Genomic DNA, 15,786 nt, shown 5'->3' with positions numbered 1-15,786 from the left:
AGATCCATCTTGCTTCGTTGGTCACGTCAGCGAAAGCCCGCCGGATGATATCAGCCGGGCCGTTTGTGATCGGTGTGGATCCACCGCCGCCCTCGGAACCCTTCGCAAGAGTCTTGATGTAGTCCTTGAGTACTGCAGAACAACGATCTCCGTAGGTCTGTTTGAACCATCGTCTAAGGTCGTCCTCGCTCTCCGAGAACCAAATTTTTAATTCAGACATCTATCTTGATTCTCCCTTCTACATACCCGCGGATCAGCGTCGTAATTACCTTGGACGCTTTTCCTTTGGGTATCATTTCCAGAAATTTATTCCAAATTTTGGCATCGGAATCTCCGATGTATAGGCTAAAGTTTGATGCTATTTTTTCTCAACTCCTCCGCGCCATCACGGTTTTGTTCGTAAATGTATTGCACACTTACTTACATACACATGGGTGTATGTGGTATTTAATGATAACGATTTATAGTAACGGGTATGACAACTTACTAACATGGTTGCGATTAAAAGCCGGAAAGTTGCCTTGGGTGCACGGGTGAGCCGTGAAATTTACGAAAAAGTGAGAGATTTAACCGAAGGTGAGAATCCACCGTTTGAATCCTTGAGTGATTATCTGAATTTTGTTATTGCTCAGGACTTGGCACGTCGTGAAATGAACGTGAGTGTTGCTACCTACGAACTCATGGAAGCACTCAAAGATCCAGAACTCAGAGCCGAGTTTAAGCGGATGCTCAAAGACTAACCACACACATACACACGGGCATAAGAAAAAATCTCTATGGACGGTAAAGTCCGACCGGACGGACGGCACATCCGGGCGGAAAAACCTCTCATCAATAGCTTTTTTTTTATATTATATTATTATTATTTAGTACTAGTACTAAGTACAGTACAAGAAAGAAGAAGAAAGAAGAAACACCCGCATACATACACACATACACACAGGTAGACCGGACGGGCGGACTTTTTCAGAGACACACTTTTTTTCTTACCCACACACATACACACAGGCGCGGGTAAATTGATTATGAGTAAATGAAATATTATTGTTTATGGGTTGGATAAAGACACTTTTGTTATTAATAGTCGCTTTTGGCGTCTGCGTTCTGTTGATTGGTGCATTTACCGGAGCAGGAGGTTCGGATAATCCTATCGCGGGAAATTGGTATGATGTAGAAGAAGGAACGGGATACTGTAATCTTGAGTTCTATGAGAATGGATTAGGAACTGCGTATGTGCATTACGACAAGGGAGTGCTGTCTGCATCAGATTATGGGTTAAGCGGTTATCTCAAAACCACGACGTTTGACTTCCAATACACCAAAATTGGAGAAAAAGTATATTCTGCGAAGTGTGTGAGTGTATATGCAGAATCCTATACAGGCCAAAATACATACATATCAAAATCCGAATTCCCGGGATTAGATATGGGGACGTTTGAAATAAAACAGGCCGGAAAATACCAGAGAAATCTAATCTGGACGTTGGGCGACGATGAACCCGATATACTCAAGCGCGGGACATACGCACCATAAAGGATGAATATTATTTCAGAAACAGGGAGGATTAGGTGTCCTCCTCTGTAAGAATCTCTTTTGCGAATCTAACAAATTCTGGCGTAAACATCGCCCTTACATACGGATTCGTCCGGTCTATTTTCTTGTGCATCTCGTGATCCCGTGATCCGGGTTGCTGCCGTTTTCGGCTCCCCATCTCCAAACCTCTGTTGCGCCTATGATCGGGTTCCGGGATCACATCAGCACAACCGTCTGATGTTGATTTTTTCATAGGCTCTGAAATCATCGACCCGTATCATGATAAATCCCAGACCGTGCGTACTGAAAGTGCCCGTTAACCACTTTTGAAACGCAGGGTTGTCCCCCCTTTATGACCTCGCACAACGACCACTATGCATACAAAAATGTCCACATGTGTCTGGACGTGTCCAGACAGGAGAAAAGAGAAATGCAAAACAGAGGAAAAGCGAAAAAGACGGTAATCCAAAGGATTAGAAAAAGGTTACACACAACCATCGATCCCGAGACTTACGAGTTTATCAAGAACGGAGGCTTAAATGCGGGCAAATTGCTCGATACGATGATTTCTGAGCTTAGAACAAAAACCAAGGCAAATTTGGTCTTAATTTGCCAAAATAAGGACAATGTGATGCCTTCACCCGGACTTGAACCGGGGACAACCAGATCTTCAGTCTGGTGCTCTCCCAACTGAGCTATAAAGGCCTGTGTGCCAGTAATGTTGTCCTGAAAATTATATAAGAGTTATGATTCACCATCCCTTTCATCTTATCTCGTCAAACAGCCAATATACTATGCAATGCCCTTCTCCTTCCGAAAAAAATCCACCAAAGTAAAACCGACCCTTCAGGAAAAAATCGTCGCGCGAACCACGCAAATCGTCCACCTCACCCATAACGATCTCGACGCAGCAGGATCGGACGCAGTCTGCCGGATGGTTTACGGAAACGACATTCTCACCCTCTTCTCCTCGGTCAACCGGTTCGGCTGGTTCGTCTCACAAGTTGGAGGATGCAACGGAAAAGAAGACACCTTAATCATCTCAGACCTCGGCTACCAGAACGGCATCGAAGATACTATCAAAAAAGCCCATGCTGCAGGCTGGAAAATTCAGTGGTACGACCACCACAAGTGGACCGAAGAGGAAATGAACCGTGTCCGGCCTTTCGTCGTATCCCTCGAAATCGACACAACCCGCTGTGCAACAGGAGTCGTAGCAGAAGCGCTCGCAAAAGATAACTCCACCGCCAAAGAAATCGCCAGAGTTGTCTGCGACTACGACCTCTGGAAACACAAAGACCCCCGCTCGGCAGTTCTTGGCATGGTGACATCCAAACGCGAAAACCTCGAACTCATCCGCAACAAATTCGTCGAAGGAGTGATCATCGACAGCGACGTTGAAAAGATCTTTGAAGGAATCGAACGCGACAAGAATGCCTGCATCAAAAAAAGCATCAAACATGCAAAAATATTCCGCGGAAAACATACAATTGCCGTAATGCCATCCTACGGCTACCCCAGTGAAACTGCCGCTGCCGCACGAAAAGAGCTCGGCTGCACCATGGAACTTTTAGTCTTTGACAATGGAAAGTTTTCTCTCAGAAGTGTTGAACCGATAAGCCACCTCATCGCAAAAAAATTCAACGGCGGCGGTCACCCGAATGCGTCCGGTGGGAGCTTCACCTACGGATGGAAAGAGAAGTGGATGCTCAAACTTTTCGGACGGGTTTCCTGTGCGAAGGAGTTTGTGCAAACTGCTGAAAACATTTGAACGTGATAAGAGGATGCACGCGGAAATTTTTGTGAGGTGATGTGACTGCCCGCAAGTATGAAAACATTCACCACCGCGTAACTCCCAGTTGTAGAATAATGAATCATGCCGACGTTCTCCGGACCGTATCAGATCATGTCCGCTCATGCTCACTTGGCGAAGCAACCGGCCATGACTGGTGGCATGTCGTCCGCGTCGCGAAACTTGCGAAAAGGATCAACGACTCTGCCGGTGGAGATGGGATCAGAGTGGAGCTGACTGCTCTTCTGCATGATGTTTTTGATGAAAAGTTCTATGATGGTGATGCCTCAGCCGCTCTTTTTGATCTCATCGATCAGCTCGGAGTTCGTGCGGCGCTTTCAAATGAAGAGTGGGACGGTATCATCTTTGACATTCTGCATCTTGGTTTCAAAGGAGGTTTTGATCAAACACCTCTGTCCTTGGAAGGACAGATTGTGCAGGATGCCGACCGGCTGGATGCTGTCGGGGCAATTGGTATTGCGCGGGCATTTGCGTACGGCGGGGCAAAAGGCCGCGAACTCTACAACCCTGACGAAGGAGTAGTAGCAGTTGGAACTGCTGCTGAGTATCGAAACGGCAGCCGTCACACCATCAATCATTTTTACGAAAAACTTCTGCTTCTGCGTGACCGGATGAACACATCCGAGGGACGTGCAATTGCCGAGCGACGACATAAGTTCATGGAGGAGTTTCTCGCTGAGTTTTATCTGGAGTGGGACGGGGAGTAGATTTACCAGCCTTTCTCTGCGAGAATCTGATCAATACCTGACCGAAGAGCAGGAATATCATTTTGCAGAACATCCCATACCGTCTTCCAGCTCACGTCATCGTAACTGTGGGTAAGCCGGTCCCGCATTCCTGCAATCAGTCGCCACTCGATTGTGGTGTACTCGTTTTTTATTACATCCGAGAGATTCTTGGATGCTTCGCCGATGATCTCCAGAGCTTTTGTTATCATATGCTGAGCGCGTTTGTCGCTTGTCAGTTCCGCATAGGTAAGATTTTGAAAATTTTCTTCAAGAAATTCTATCTCATCATGAATATGGCGAATGTACACACTGTCATGCCGGCGCAATCATAATCACCTCATCCTCAATGAACGGCCTGAGGTATCTGCTGATTGCATCATCCGGAACCACGTCAACGGATCGTTTCGTTTTTTCTTCAAGATAATCAGCAAGATACACCAAGTTCGCGAGCGTATATTCTCCCTCGCGAAATCCGACAACAATATCCACATCACTTTCCGGAGTATCCTCTCCCCTGCTTACTGATCCGAACAGGCCGATTGTCCGTACGCCAAAATATTCCTGCATGTGCGCCAGCTCACGCTCAAGCAGTGCCAGTACGTCTTTTTTGATACTCACGTAGGATTGTGTCATTTTCCCGATAGTTACACAGTAATAGTCTGCCTGAGATAATGATATTTTCTCGAGCCCTGATGATTGAATGGGAAGCAAGTATAAACACCCCGCACGCCAATATAATTCCCGCAAATGTCCGATACAAATATTCGTGATGATATATTTCTTTTCGCTCTGCAAAACGCAGTAAAACACAAATCGGTTCCAAAAGCCGGAGCAATTCTCGGCTCGGTCATGGGTGCCCACCCCGAGCTCCGAAGTCAGGCAAAAGAGATCAACGCCATGGTTCCTGCAATTCTTGCAGAAGTCGAAGCAATGTCTGTTGAGGAACGCGAGGCAAAACTCACCGCACTCTCTCCAGAAATGATCGAGAAAATGCATGAGAAAAAGGAACGGATTCATGAACTGCCCGAACTGCCCGAGGCCGAAGGCGGTGTTGTCATGCGGTTTGCGCCAAACCCGTCCGGCCCCCTCCACCTCGGCCATGCACGCGCCTCGGTCTTAAACGATTATTATGTCAGAAAATACGGCGGCAAATACTACTACCGCGTTGAGGACACCGACCCGAAACGTGTCGACCCGTCAGCCTACGACATGGTCACCGAGGATCTCAAATGGCTTGGCATTGGAATTACCGACGTCGTCTACCAGTCCGACCGGTTCCAGACCTACTATGACTATGCACGCGAACTCATCAAACTCGGCGGCGCCTACATGTGCAACTGCGACAACGATGAGTTCCGCGAACTCAAGCTCAAAAAGCAGCCGTGTCCCTGCCGCAGCATGAGTGTTGAGGAGAACCTCGCACGCTTCGACGACATGCTTGCAGGAAAATATCAGGAGGGCGGAATCACCATGCGGGTCAAGACCGACATCGCCCACCCCGACCCTGCGGTCCGCGACTTTGCCGCAATGCGTGTCCTCACCTCAACCCCGCATCCACGTCGTCCGGAAATCTTTGTCTACCCGCTGATGAACTTCTCAGTCGCAATCGATGACCACCTGCTCGGCATGACGCACGTCATCCGCGGCAAGGATCACATCGCCAACACCCGTCGTCAGGAGTACATCTATCGCTACTTCGGCTGGAAAATGCCCTACTTCTACCACTACGGAAGAATGTCCATCGCAGGACTTGAGCTCTCAACATCCGGGATGCGCAAAGGAATTAATGAAGGTCTCTATACCGGATGGGACGACATTCATCTCGGAACGCTTCGTGCACTTGCCCGCCGCGGCATCCAGCCCGAAGCAGTTCGCGCCGCGGTCGTTGACATCGGTATCGGCGACACCGACATCTCGTTTTCCTGGGAAAATCTGTTCGCCCAGAACAAAGCAGTCATCGATGCATCAGCTGACCGATACTTCTTTGTCCCTGACGCAGTAGAGGTCACGGTCGCAAACGCTCCTGCAATGGATGCCCACGCACCGATCTACCCGAACATGCCTGAGCGCGGAACGCGCCTTCTCTCCTTCACTGGAAAAGTTCTCTTGCCAAAGTCAGAGATTGAAGCAGGCCGCATGCTTCGGCTGAAGGATCTCTTCAACATCAGAATGACCGGCGAGACGACCGCAGAGTATGCAGGCGACTCGCTCACCGAAGCAAGAGCAGCCAAGGCACCAATCGTTCAGTGGCTGCCTGCAGGAACGGGTGTCCATTGTTCCTTCCTGACACCGGAAGGAACAAGCGAAGGCTTCTGTGAAGCTGCCGTCCTTTCGTACGAAGGAAAAATTGTTCAGTTCGAGCGTGTGGGCTTTGCAAAAATTGACTCGGTGAAGGACGGCAGCGTCACCGCCTACTTCACCCACCGCTAATTTTTTTTATGTCTGCTGCTGAGGTTTCCAAACTGCTGTCATCCGCAGAGATCCTTCCATTCCACGTACGCCACGCAGTGCATCATCTCACCAAACCCGAGCGTGCGATACTCTATGACGAGGCGAGTCCCCAGCATCGTTCGGTTGTCGGAAAATATTTCGAGGCTCTGGTGTATGAACTGCTGCTCAGTTCTGCGGAAAACTCTGACGCAGTTGTTTCGGTTGTCTCGAAGTTTTCTGATGCCTGCTTTGTTCCCTACGACAAGTATGCGCCTGACGGTCTGTGGTACTCCCGCGACGGAGGAATCCGGTTTAAGATGGCAGGCCGCGTTGCAGCCGAGATGGATATCTTGGTAAAAACTACGGACGGTGTCCGTGTGTTTGGCGAAGTGATCGTAAACCCGTCAAGCGTTCGCGGGTTCCGCAGCGAGATTGCCGCAAAAAAACAGCTGCTGTCCGAACTCTACGGCGATCCCGTGGAGTTTCTGCTGATACTCGCCTCCCCTCCAGCCGAGGGCGGTCTCCGCTGTCTTGAGGAACAGGACGCTCATGCAGTTGTTCTGAACGGTGATGCATCCTATACAATGGTGCATCCAGGCGAAGTCATGAAACGAAAGCTTGCACCATCTGCAAGCAGAAAAAGGATTGATGGTAACCAGTGGTAAAATTATGCAGGAAAGTACGGGCAGCGTTCTTTAATGCATTCACCATTATTCTTTGAAAAGGTGCAGACGATATTCTCCGGTATCTCCATACTGACGTTGAAGTACTCTTCACACTTTTTGGCAGTGACGTTGATCGCGGTGAACGTACAGCGTTTGCAGCAGCACGGCCCTTCGATCTCGCTTATTCCCATCAGGCACTCTGCCACCAGTTTTCCTCCTCGGGTCCAGCTTTCCTTGCTGTGTGTATTTAATCCGGTGACCACCGAGTGAAAAATTCCTGCACTCAACGCTCCGCCGCTTGTGCCCGTCTCCATCTGAATCAGGTACGGAATGTGGGCTCCTCGCTTCATGGCCTCATTAAGGAGTGCCTTGAAGTCACCTACCCCTCCTCCGCTGTTTTTGTATGCAGTGAGAAGTGAAGCAGCAACAATGCTGTGATGTTCCTGCTGCCGGAAAGCAATTACCGGAGTGCTCATGATCTCGGTCGCGATCTCAATCGGATCTTTTGATTCGGTACGCATGCAGATGTACCGGATCATTTCTTTACCGGGATTTTTTCTACAATGTTCGCAGATGTAATGTCCATCTTTACATACAACGACATCAGTGTATTTTTTTCCGCAGATGGCACAGTACATTACCTCTGCTGGGTGAATTACTTTCAAGGGTGCGCCACAAAGGACGCATGTGTCCGGATTTTTTCCACCATCCATAATTATCACTCTTATCACGAAATGATCTTATCATCGGTTTTTGTTTGAAAACAGTTGCATCGCATTGCTCATCGCAAAAGCATTGCGCAGTTGTCACCCGGTGAATCCGACTCGTGAATTATTGTAATTACATGCTTTTTGTATTTATACTTATGGTAATTCAGTAGTCCGTTCGTAATACAAACGCAGTATTTTGTTATAACGTATGCCGGTGTCTGAAAAATTGTAATGGCCCTTGTCTGACATTTCAAATTCAGTTCCAAACATTTTTTTCTGCCCTTGATCTTACTTGGAATAACCACGAGTCATGGTCACTTCAGGTAGAGCTACACACCTCAAAATCACACTGTGGAACTCTTATTCAACATAATACGGGCAGAGCGTTTTGTTGCAGTCAGGATTTTTGGACACATAACCGCAGCGGATCTTCTCCGGCATCTCCATTGTGATGTCGAGATTTTCTCTCACATACTTCACCGCAGTCTCGAGTGCAAAAAATGTACAGCGTTTGCAGCATCTCGGCCCGCCTGCCTCCCCGATCTTTGCCAGGCAGCTGGACACCAGCAGGTTTCCGTTCCCCCACTCCTTCACACTCAGGGGACTGGTATGTGCGATGATCGAGTAAAAAATTCCTGCGCTCACCGCTCCCCCGCTTGTTCCTGCATAAGCACAGATGCCATACGGCACGGTTGACCCGCGGCTGATTGCTTCAGTCACTGCCGGTTCAAGATCAACATCACCGCCGCTGTTTTTGTATGCGGCAAGGAGTGATGCGGCAACAAGGCTGTGATGTTCATCGGTATGCATGCCGATAAGAGGATTATCCATCATCACTACCGCTATTGACAACGGATTTTTCGACTGTGTCTGAGTGCAGACATTTTTGATCACTGCATGACCAGGATGCTCTGCACACTCGCAGCAGACATAGTGTCCGTTTATGCAGCTGATGAAATCGGTGAATTTTTTTCGGCAGATGGCACACTCCATCACTTTTTCCTCCTGCATTTTGATCAGCGGCGATCTGCAGACAAGGCATCCGGTCCTGTCGTCCTCGTTCAATTTCTCACGACTCCTGATGTGATAAGTGCTGATGTGATGAGCGGGAGAGCAACGGTTATGTCACAGAAACACTGGATCTTTTTTGACTCAGGCCGCTCTTTTCCCCAGCTGACCGCCTCTTCAAAGGTGCAGCCCGACAGTCCTCCCCAGTGCGGCGCGTCGGTGGTGTACTGAATTGCGTATGCATGCCCGCCGATGTACTCCTGACCGTTTCTTGGAGGAATCACCTCGGTCTGCTGTATGAAATTTTTCGGTGTTCCGCCGCCGAGGTAAATCACACCCGTTCGTTCTGCGTCCTCAACAAATGCGGCAAGTTCGCTCGCATCTGCAATTTGATCGATGACAAGTTCTGCACCGCTGCGGTACGCACTCACGAGACCGATACCAATTGCCGAATCTGCAAGGGCAGGGACATGTACCGGCACGTTATTTTTCGTGCAGACTGCAAGCAGGCTTCGTCCTTTGGGCCGGTCGGCGAGTATTTTCTCTCCAAGGAGACTCAGAAATTTTCTGCTGCTCATCCTCGAACTTCCAAGGCTCTGGGCAAAGGTTGCGATGTACTGCTCAACGTTCTGGAACTCTTTTTCCACCGCGAACACATCATAGATCCGATCGATTCCCTGCTGATACAGCTCGGCATCGTTGACGAGATGGTCGCCCCGGTAATGTCTGACGCCGAGATGTTCGCAGACGTCATGAAAAATATTTGCACCAGTTGAGACGATCGCATCAACAAACCGGTGTTCTACCAGCTGAATCAGACACTCCTGCATTCCCGCAGGGATCATGGCGCCGGAAAGTCCGAGAATGATGGTAACGTTTGGCGTCTCGATCATCTCCTTCCAGATGTGATAACTCTCGCCAAGCTTTCGTCCCTGAAAACCTGTGCGGCTCATTCTATCCAACAGTTCATCCACCGATGCTGCCGGATGCATGGGGTTTGTGGGATTATTCAGCATAGTTCTATAGTTTTATGTCGGCAGGGTTTATACCAATGACGAATCTGATGACTTTGTATTTTCTTCATGAATCTCACAAAAAAGATGGAGCGGTTTTTCTCATCGTGCCCGCTCATCACCAACCTGTTTACTTTTTTCAGAAAAAAAACGACAAAAGATTTTGTGTGTGATATCACACAACAATTCAGAAAAAAATAAATTGAAAATTTTTCAGATTGCATCAATCAGTGACTTGCGTGTTGCAAACCCGATGATCTTTTCGCCGTCTGCAATCGGAATAGTACTGATATTTTTGGACAACATCGTATCAATCACCTTCGCAACCGGCGTCTTTGCAGGCATCGTGATAATAGGGCTTGACATGATATCGGTTGCCGTAACGTTTCGAAGCGCGTTCTCGAAATGCTTGTCGATCTCACTCTTGAGTTTCACAAGAATCTTTGCAATATCGGTTTCTGTCACAATACCGACCGGCTTGTGTCCGTCCATCACCACAAACCTCGTTGCCCCGTCTCCCACCATGCGGCGGTGAAGCTGGACCACGCGATCATCAAGAGCAATACGTGGTGCAAGCTCCATCATCGTATCAATGGATCCTTCCGGCTTTACGATTTTGAGAAGATCACCGGTGGTTACCTGTCCGATCAACCGGTGTTCTTCATCCCAGACAACAACAATTTTGTATCTCTGGAGCAGCGGAATCAACAGATCCACATCCTGATCCTGGTAAACCGAGGTGAAGTCTTCGCGGGTAACGCTTGCAACACGAATCTGTGATGCAGGAATGTTGCCGGTTTTCTTGCTTCCCATCTTCTCTGCAATGGTACGGCGGGACGCGGTCCCAACAACCACACGGTCGTTGGTAACCACAATCGGATCGATTCCTTCAGCAAGCATTTTGTCAAGTGCTTCAGGGATTAACGCTGACTTTGCAATTGACACTGGCTTTGACATTACATCCTTTACGGTTAACTTCTGGTTCATTTTGCTGCCTCCTTTTTATTTTGGGGGTATTCAACGATTTTTCTACACAGGTTTCATACAGCCTTGTAAATCCTGTATGATGGTCTCCTGAATGGTTGGTTTCGTATAGGCACCGGCCGGATCATCCGCTTTTTTTCTGGGAGCCAACCGGTGCAGCGGAGTTACATATTTTCTGCGAGAGCCTTGACAAGATCAAACTCAGTCACAATACCGGTCAGCTTTCCATTGTCGATCACCGGGAACGCACCAATGCCGTACTCAAGCATCTCACGTGCAACCTCATCGATCCTTCTGTCCGGACTCATAGTGCGGATGTTTGTAGCTGCCATCAGATCACGCACCGGCAGGTTCAGAACTTCGTCAACCGAGCCGGTCTTCATGTTGGTGAAGACCTTGCCCTGCCCGAGGTATCCCATGATATCGGTTGCCGTGATCATACCGATAAGCAGATCATCCTTTACCACCGGAAGGCGGCGGTAGTCATGATCCACCATCTGTTTCGTGACATGGCTTATGGGAACATTCGGCGCGACAACTTTTGGTTTTTTGGTCATGATCTCATCCACCATCAGTTCTGAAGTTGTGCCGGCAAGCATTCTCATGATATCGTACTCGGTCACAATTCCTGCAATCGTGTTGTCGGAGTTCGTGATCGGGAAACTTCCGTGTCCGCTTTCGACCAAGAGACAGATCGCATCCTGTATCGAGGTGGAAGGCGTCAGGCAGTCCACTTTTTCTGAAGCAATCTCACGAATCTCATCGTTGAGTGCCGAGAGCAGGGAACCTTTGTGACGGTGTGCCACAAGATTGTACCTGCTGCCGCCTCCCATCATGTTGATGACGTCAGTGATGGTAACGATTCCAAGAAGTTTTTTGTTTCCAGGATCGGTGATCGGCAGTCTTCTAAAGTTGTGCCTGCTCATCATCTCTACGCCTTCGATGATGCTCATGGTGGGGGGTACGGATATTACATTCGTTGTTGCGATAGCGAGAAGGCTGCTCTTTTTCTCAGAGATCTTTGACTTTCCTTCTGTTCCCGGTATCCGGCGCTGTCCCTTTTGTGATTTTACAATATTTGTCATAGTATATCTTGCATGTAAAGTGATCAATCAGATTAGATACGTTCCTGCTCGCGGCAGTTCTGGCAGACGAGGTTGCCGTCAATTGGCATGAGATCTGCTGCCATTGCACCGCAAACGGCACACATCCCGAACCTGTCGTCCGGACGGTTAATAACGAGAAGCTCAGACATGATCTCGTTAATTTCGTTCGTGACGCCAAGAAGGTCGCGGACGGTTACAATGCCGGTGACGGTTCCTTCTGCATTAGTGACCGGCAGTCTTCTCACTTTATGTGCAATCATTTTTTTCGCGGCTTCCGACACCGGCATATCTTCGCTGACGGTGATCAGCGGAGAGCTCATGACGTCTTCCACGCGAACGGAACCGGGCAGCAGATTTTTGGCCATGACTTTACAGTTGAAGTCCTGCTCGGTTACAATTCCCTTTGGTATTCCTTTTTGCGTCACGATGCAGCTGCCGACCTCATTGCGGCACATGAGTGCTGCTGCTTTGTCGGTTGTTGAACCCATGGATATTGTTGTCGGGTTCGGCTGCATGATATCGTTCAGTCGTATTCCTCTCCGGTTATCCGGAATTTCAGTATTTGTTCTCATCAGACTTTTTTCACCTCCTGAGTCGTTTCTGGTGATTATTGAGTAATACTCTGTCAGAGTATAAATTCATTATCTTTTGACCTATTTTCCGGAATGACGCGCGGATAGTTCTTTGTTTATTCTGAGGAATTCGTTTTTATTCGGGTTGTTTTTGCCGGTCCGCAGGATGTTTATATACACGTTGGGGAATGTATTTTATAGGAATGACTGGTATAAGTAGAAAGTATTGAGATTCTGGTTTCGTCTTTTTTTCTTCGCGAGGGTTTGTCTGTGATATTTGTTGATTGACAAACTGTGAGTGAGTCAGAATGTAAAAAAATCAACGCCTTCGCAACATGAATGTTTATATTCATTTACAACCGAACTATTACGTATCCCAATTTAGGTGTTTTCATGGCAGTTATGATGCGTATAAAAGGCTTTTTCTCAAAGCTGTTCGGTAAAAAACGCTCGCGTGTTGGTATTTATGGCCCACCAAACGCCGGAAAGACCACTCTTGCAAACCGTATCGTCCGTGATGTTACGGGCGAAGCGATAGGGCCAGTGAGTGAGGTTCCGCATGAGACCCGCCGCGCCCGGAGAAAAGAGGGCGTTGAGATCAACAGCGGTGGAAGCAAGCTTCTGATCGACATTGTTGACACTCCGGGTGTTACGACAAAGATCGATTATCATGAATTCCTTGAGTACGGGATGGATCAGGATGAGGCCGTTGCCCGTGCCCGCGAGGCAACGGAGGGTGTTGCAGAAGCAATGCACTGGCTTCGCGAGGATATCGACGGCGTCATCTATGTGCTTGACAGTACGCAGGATCCGTTTATGCATGTAAACATCATGATGATCGGCATCATCGAGTCCCGCAAACTGCCGGTAATTATCGTTGCAAACAAGATCGATCTACCTGACGCAGCACCGCAGCGGATCAGAAGTGCATTCCCGCAGCACCCTGTTGTGATGGTCTCCGGTCTTGAAGGAAATAATATGGATGATCTGTACGGAAAGATCTCCGAGGTATTCAGGTGAGAGAAAAATGATTCAGGGCGTTCAGATTGATATGCTGTCAAGCGACCGTCTCAGCAGGATGACTTCGATGGAGAAGATCCGGCTCATTCTGGATGATGTCCGCCAGGGCTACATTGTTGTTCTGGAAAAGGGACTCACTCCGGAAGAGCAGGGCAAGCTTCTTGAGTCGACGATGATGGAGATCTCTCCCGGAGGTTTTTCGGGTATTGAGATCGAGACCTATCCGTCCACCTCCGGTTCAGAAGGCGGTCTGTTCTCCAAACTGTTCGGCGGGGGAAAGACACCTGCCGGCAGGCTGATGGTTATCGGTCCGGTTGATCAGCTGAAGATGCTTACCCGTGAGAAGGACCGGCTTATTGCCTGGGCATCTGCTGCACAGTAAACACCATTACAAAACGGTTCGTAAACAGTCATGCCACACAAATGTACCCAGTGCGGTCGCGAGTTCCGCGATGGTTCGGTGGAGATTCTCCGCGGTTGTCCCAGTTGCGGCGGAAAAAAGTTCCTCTACGTGAGTGACCGCGTACGCAATGCGGATGTGCTGGAAGAGAAGAGTATCACCGACATTGCGCAGGAGACCAGGCAGGAGGTCCTCGAGGTAAAAAGTCAGGGCCCTGCATCCCGCCCCACCGATATTTTAGAGAGAGTGGAAAGTGTCCGCATCGTTAGCAAAGGAAAGTACGAGCTGAACCTTGAACGGCTGGCAGAGTCGCAGGATATTATCATCGGTGTTGATGAAGGCAAGTATATGCTGGATCTTCCGTCGATGTCAAAGAAAAAACGAAGACAGAAAAAATAATTTTTTTTTTGAAATTTTTTTACTCATCGCTCTCAGAAAGAGATCGAATATTATCCAAGATGAATTTACTCAACACTCTTTCCTGCATCCTTCCAAAGAAATAGATGCCTAACTCTTTTTCTGCATGATCTGCTATGGCCAATGACTCCGTTCTGTCGGCCATTACCATGATTTTTGGCGTGATCTCAAGACCTGATGATTCTTTTTGAGATACGAGCATCTCATTCAGCATTTTTTTGGGGACATAGCAGCGAATGGGAACGTCTGCTGCATCTTTTTCTTTGAGGAAAACCACGTAGAGAGCAATCTTTCGCTCTTTTTGCATTGTTCTTGCAAACAACCGAAGGTCAGGGATGTACTTTTTGAGTGATGATGCATCCTGACAAAGAATGATCAGCTCTGTATTTGTCTGTCGAAAAATCATATTGAGGCGGTTTTCAATGGCCCATTCTGAATTGAGTTCATATGCCTGCATCATCATTTTTTCCCGCTGCAGATGATCACTATCCAGTGTCAGAAGATATGCGGCGGCATCTTCAAGGGCAAGCTGGGTATCTTTTTTGAGGCGATCAAATGTTTTGATGATGTCATGAAAATAGTAGCGGATCGGTGTTGTGGGAGATACCTTGAGAAATCCCCGTTCTTCTAAGGCAGCGAGGCATTCATATGTCTTGTTACGGGGAACTCCGCTGAGTTCATGTACTTCTCTGGGCGTTGCAGTTTTCAACCGGAACAGTACCTGATACACTTTCGCTTCGTTCTCACTCATACCGATGCGCCGCATCTTCTCCAGAAAATCATCCATATGTATGATGATGTTTTCTCATGATACTTTAAGAGTGTTTTCGTTTTTTTTTACAATTTTTCATGGCTGTTACCTTCAGAGGTCACACCATTCCTATATTTGCCAGTGTGGAATATGTAGATGACGTCCTGACGTCCCCTTCAGGATATCGGAGGTAGTTTCACAGATTTCAGAACTTGCTGCAACAGACAATTCATCCAACACAGACATAATCAGCGTCCTGCCAAAATGCCCTGCCGGGACGGTTCTCATAGACTACAGTTGAGAATTTGACAACGCAATTTTTTTGCGTTGTTCTCTCTGTCTCTAAATATCACACACATCCCATGACAGATACACTTTGTTCGTCCCCAACCCCTGCTCCCGTCGATAATTTTCTCACCGCTGCAAAGATCAGTGAACATCTGATTCATCGTGCAGCTTTGGGTTGTCGATATTTCCGGGCAAAAGAGATTGCTGCTGATCTTCACCTTACCTCGCATGAAGTCGGTTATTATCTGTGGTATCTTGCAAAAACATCCACTGATTTTGAAATTATACAATGGGGATGTTCAAAATCTGTCTCTTGGAAAATAACTCTTCGAGGTAGATAATTCTTAC

The 15,786-nt window shown here is 48.1% G+C and carries 20 protein-coding genes and 1 tRNA gene; 10 read left to right on the top strand and 11 right to left on the bottom strand.

Translation table 11 applies throughout. The features are described 5' to 3' along the window. On the bottom strand, window positions 1-220 hold a 220-nt coding region (locus McpAg1_RS08830), incomplete at its 3' end, for a hypothetical protein (RefSeq protein ID WP_338094945.1). 271 nt (window positions 221-491) lie between these two features. Here McpAg1_RS08830 and McpAg1_RS08825 point away from each other — a divergent pair. Together McpAg1_RS08825 and McpAg1_RS08820 are read left to right on the top strand one after the other, a co-directional pair. Beyond that, window positions 492-740: a hypothetical protein gene (locus tag McpAg1_RS08825; RefSeq protein WP_338094944.1), complete on the top strand. Its 249-nt coding sequence runs from the start codon at window positions 492-494 to the stop codon at window positions 738-740. Window positions 741-1,050: 310 nt separating this feature from the next. After that, the gene (locus McpAg1_RS08820; RefSeq protein ID WP_338094943.1) at window positions 1,051-1,533 is read left to right on the top strand and encodes a hypothetical protein; all 483 of its coding nucleotides are present in this window, start codon (window positions 1,051-1,053) and stop codon (window positions 1,531-1,533) included. A gap of 632 nt (window positions 1,534-2,165) precedes the next feature. On the opposite strand, the gene McpAg1_RS08815 is transcribed toward McpAg1_RS08820, so the two are convergent. Beyond that, a tRNA-Phe gene (locus McpAg1_RS08815) sits at window positions 2,166-2,238 on the bottom strand. Between the two features lie 94 nt (window positions 2,239-2,332). Between McpAg1_RS08815 and McpAg1_RS08810 the strand changes: the two genes are divergently transcribed. Continuing rightward, on the top strand, window positions 2,333-3,304 hold the full coding sequence (locus McpAg1_RS08810) for a DHH family phosphoesterase (RefSeq protein ID WP_338094942.1): 972 nt from the start codon (window positions 2,333-2,335) through the stop codon (window positions 3,302-3,304). A 41-nt stretch (window positions 3,305-3,345) separates the two neighbouring features. Further along, complete coding sequence (locus McpAg1_RS08805) at window positions 3,346-4,053, top strand: HD domain-containing protein (RefSeq protein WP_338094941.1); 708 nt, start codon at window positions 3,346-3,348, stop codon at window positions 4,051-4,053. 2 nt (window positions 4,054-4,055) lie between these two features. Here the strand turns inward: McpAg1_RS08805 and McpAg1_RS08800 are convergent, their stop codons facing one another. Both McpAg1_RS08800 and McpAg1_RS08795 read right to left on the bottom strand, forming a co-directional pair. Beyond that, window positions 4,056-4,382, bottom strand: coding sequence for a HepT-like ribonuclease domain-containing protein (locus McpAg1_RS08800; RefSeq protein WP_338094940.1), 327 nt, complete (start codon window positions 4,380-4,382; stop codon window positions 4,056-4,058). A gap of 4 nt (window positions 4,383-4,386) precedes the next feature. After that, complete coding sequence (locus tag McpAg1_RS08795; protein ID WP_338094939.1) at window positions 4,387-4,707, bottom strand: nucleotidyltransferase family protein; 321 nt, start codon at window positions 4,705-4,707, stop codon at window positions 4,387-4,389. A gap of 114 nt (window positions 4,708-4,821) precedes the next feature. Here McpAg1_RS08795 and McpAg1_RS08790 point away from each other — a divergent pair, with 114 nt between their 5' ends. After that, window positions 4,822-6,504 carry a glutamate--tRNA ligase gene (locus tag McpAg1_RS08790; protein WP_338094938.1) on the top strand — a complete coding sequence of 561 codons (1,683 nt, stop codon included), beginning with the start codon at window positions 4,822-4,824 and terminating at the stop codon, window positions 6,502-6,504. Window positions 6,505-6,512: 8 nt separating this feature from the next. Continuing rightward, on the top strand, window positions 6,513-7,169 hold the full coding sequence (locus McpAg1_RS08785; protein WP_338094937.1) for a hypothetical protein: 657 nt from the start codon (window positions 6,513-6,515) through the stop codon (window positions 7,167-7,169). Between the two features lie 2 nt (window positions 7,170-7,171). On the opposite strand, the gene McpAg1_RS08780 is transcribed toward McpAg1_RS08785, so the two are convergent. From McpAg1_RS08780 to McpAg1_RS08755, 6 genes are all read right to left on the bottom strand, one after another. Next, window positions 7,172-7,708 carry a DUF5714 domain-containing protein gene (locus tag McpAg1_RS08780; protein WP_338094936.1) on the bottom strand — a complete coding sequence of 179 codons (537 nt, stop codon included), beginning with the start codon at window positions 7,706-7,708 and terminating at the stop codon, window positions 7,172-7,174. Window positions 7,709-8,239: 531 nt separating this feature from the next. Next, window positions 8,240-8,944 (bottom strand): DUF5714 domain-containing protein, encoded by a 705-nt coding sequence (locus tag McpAg1_RS08775; protein ID WP_338094935.1) that lies wholly within the window; start codon window positions 8,942-8,944, stop codon window positions 8,240-8,242. Beyond that, complete coding sequence (locus tag McpAg1_RS08770; protein WP_338094934.1) at window positions 8,941-9,903, bottom strand: deoxyhypusine synthase; 963 nt, start codon at window positions 9,901-9,903, stop codon at window positions 8,941-8,943. The genes McpAg1_RS08775 and McpAg1_RS08770 overlap by 4 nt, the downstream gene beginning before the upstream one ends. A gap of 210 nt (window positions 9,904-10,113) precedes the next feature. Next, a complete protein-coding gene (locus McpAg1_RS08765) occupies window positions 10,114-10,887 on the bottom strand; it encodes a CBS domain-containing protein (protein ID WP_338094933.1) in 774 nt (257 codons plus the stop codon). A gap of 161 nt (window positions 10,888-11,048) precedes the next feature. After that, on the bottom strand, window positions 11,049-11,969 hold the full coding sequence (locus tag McpAg1_RS08760; RefSeq protein ID WP_338094932.1) for a CBS domain-containing protein: 921 nt from the start codon (window positions 11,967-11,969) through the stop codon (window positions 11,049-11,051). Between the two features lie 32 nt (window positions 11,970-12,001). Next, on the bottom strand, window positions 12,002-12,562 hold the full coding sequence (locus McpAg1_RS08755) for a CBS domain-containing protein (protein ID WP_338094931.1): 561 nt from the start codon (window positions 12,560-12,562) through the stop codon (window positions 12,002-12,004). Window positions 12,563-12,955: 393 nt separating this feature from the next. Between McpAg1_RS08755 and McpAg1_RS08750 the strand changes: the two genes are divergently transcribed. From McpAg1_RS08750 to McpAg1_RS08740, 3 genes are read left to right on the top strand one after another with little or no spacing between them, the layout of a single operon-like run. After that, window positions 12,956-13,582: an Era-like GTP-binding protein gene (locus McpAg1_RS08750; RefSeq protein ID WP_338094930.1), complete on the top strand. Its 627-nt coding sequence runs from the start codon at window positions 12,956-12,958 to the stop codon at window positions 13,580-13,582. Window positions 13,583-13,589: 7 nt separating this feature from the next. Continuing rightward, a complete protein-coding gene (locus tag McpAg1_RS08745) occupies window positions 13,590-13,964 on the top strand; it encodes a DUF2073 domain-containing protein (RefSeq protein WP_338094929.1) in 375 nt (124 codons plus the stop codon). Window positions 13,965-13,994: 30 nt separating this feature from the next. Next, on the top strand, window positions 13,995-14,381 hold the full coding sequence (locus McpAg1_RS08740) for a Zn-ribbon domain-containing protein (protein ID WP_338094928.1): 387 nt from the start codon (window positions 13,995-13,997) through the stop codon (window positions 14,379-14,381). 19 nt (window positions 14,382-14,400) lie between these two features. Here McpAg1_RS08740 and McpAg1_RS08735 read toward each other — a convergent pair whose 3' ends face one another. Next, window positions 14,401-15,186, bottom strand: a complete 786-nt coding sequence (locus McpAg1_RS08735; protein ID WP_338094927.1) for a TrmB family transcriptional regulator — start codon at window positions 15,184-15,186, stop codon at window positions 14,401-14,403. A gap of 326 nt (window positions 15,187-15,512) precedes the next feature. Between McpAg1_RS08735 and McpAg1_RS08730 the strand changes: the two genes are divergently transcribed. Continuing rightward, a complete protein-coding gene (locus tag McpAg1_RS08730; protein WP_338094926.1) occupies window positions 15,513-15,779 on the top strand; it encodes a DUF7123 family protein in 267 nt (88 codons plus the stop codon). Window positions 15,780-15,786 lie beyond the last annotated feature (7 nt).

It is taken from the genome of Methanorbis furvi (genome assembly GCF_032714615.1).
Classification (GTDB): domain Archaea; phylum Halobacteriota; class Methanomicrobia; order Methanomicrobiales; family Methanocorpusculaceae; genus Methanocorpusculum; species Methanocorpusculum furvi.
The sequence above is the reverse complement of the archived record's forward strand: the minus strand, read 5'-3'. Positions and strand labels throughout refer to the sequence as shown.

What these genes read in the sequence shown, in the direction of transcription:
- McpAg1_RS08825 (WP_338094944.1), top strand. Translation starts at nt 492, where the DNA reads ATGGTTGCGATTAAAAGCCGGAAAGTTGCCTTGGGTGCACGGGTGAGC.
- McpAg1_RS08820 (WP_338094943.1), top strand. Translation starts at nt 1,051, where the DNA reads ATGGGTTGGATAAAGACACTTTTGTTATTAATAGTCGCTTTTGGCGTC.
- McpAg1_RS08810 (WP_338094942.1), top strand. Translation starts at nt 2,333, where the DNA reads ATGCCCTTCTCCTTCCGAAAAAAATCCACCAAAGTAAAACCGACCCTT.
- McpAg1_RS08795 (WP_338094939.1), bottom strand. Translation starts at nt 4,707, where the DNA reads ATGACACAATCCTACGTGAGTATCAAAAAAGACGTACTGGCACTGCTT.
- McpAg1_RS08790 (WP_338094938.1), top strand. Translation starts at nt 4,822, where the DNA reads ATGTCCGATACAAATATTCGTGATGATATATTTCTTTTCGCTCTGCAA.
- McpAg1_RS08785 (WP_338094937.1), top strand. Translation starts at nt 6,513, where the DNA reads ATGTCTGCTGCTGAGGTTTCCAAACTGCTGTCATCCGCAGAGATCCTT.
- McpAg1_RS08780 (WP_338094936.1), bottom strand. Translation starts at nt 7,708, where the DNA reads ATGATCCGGTACATCTGCATGCGTACCGAATCAAAAGATCCGATTGAG.
- McpAg1_RS08770 (WP_338094934.1), bottom strand. Translation starts at nt 9,903, where the DNA reads ATGCTGAATAATCCCACAAACCCCATGCATCCGGCAGCATCGGTGGAT.
- McpAg1_RS08765 (WP_338094933.1), bottom strand. Translation starts at nt 10,887, where the DNA reads ATGAACCAGAAGTTAACCGTAAAGGATGTAATGTCAAAGCCAGTGTCA.
- McpAg1_RS08760 (WP_338094932.1), bottom strand. Translation starts at nt 11,969, where the DNA reads ATGACAAATATTGTAAAATCACAAAAGGGACAGCGCCGGATACCGGGA.
- McpAg1_RS08755 (WP_338094931.1), bottom strand. Translation starts at nt 12,562, where the DNA reads ATGAGAACAAATACTGAAATTCCGGATAACCGGAGAGGAATACGACTG.
- McpAg1_RS08750 (WP_338094930.1), top strand. Translation starts at nt 12,956, where the DNA reads ATGGCAGTTATGATGCGTATAAAAGGCTTTTTCTCAAAGCTGTTCGGT.
- McpAg1_RS08745 (WP_338094929.1), top strand. Translation starts at nt 13,590, where the DNA reads ATGATTCAGGGCGTTCAGATTGATATGCTGTCAAGCGACCGTCTCAGC.
- McpAg1_RS08740 (WP_338094928.1), top strand. Translation starts at nt 13,995, where the DNA reads ATGCCACACAAATGTACCCAGTGCGGTCGCGAGTTCCGCGATGGTTCG.
- McpAg1_RS08735 (WP_338094927.1), bottom strand. Translation starts at nt 15,186, where the DNA reads ATGGATGATTTTCTGGAGAAGATGCGGCGCATCGGTATGAGTGAGAAC.
- McpAg1_RS08730 (WP_338094926.1), top strand. Translation starts at nt 15,513, where the DNA reads ATGACAGATACACTTTGTTCGTCCCCAACCCCTGCTCCCGTCGATAAT.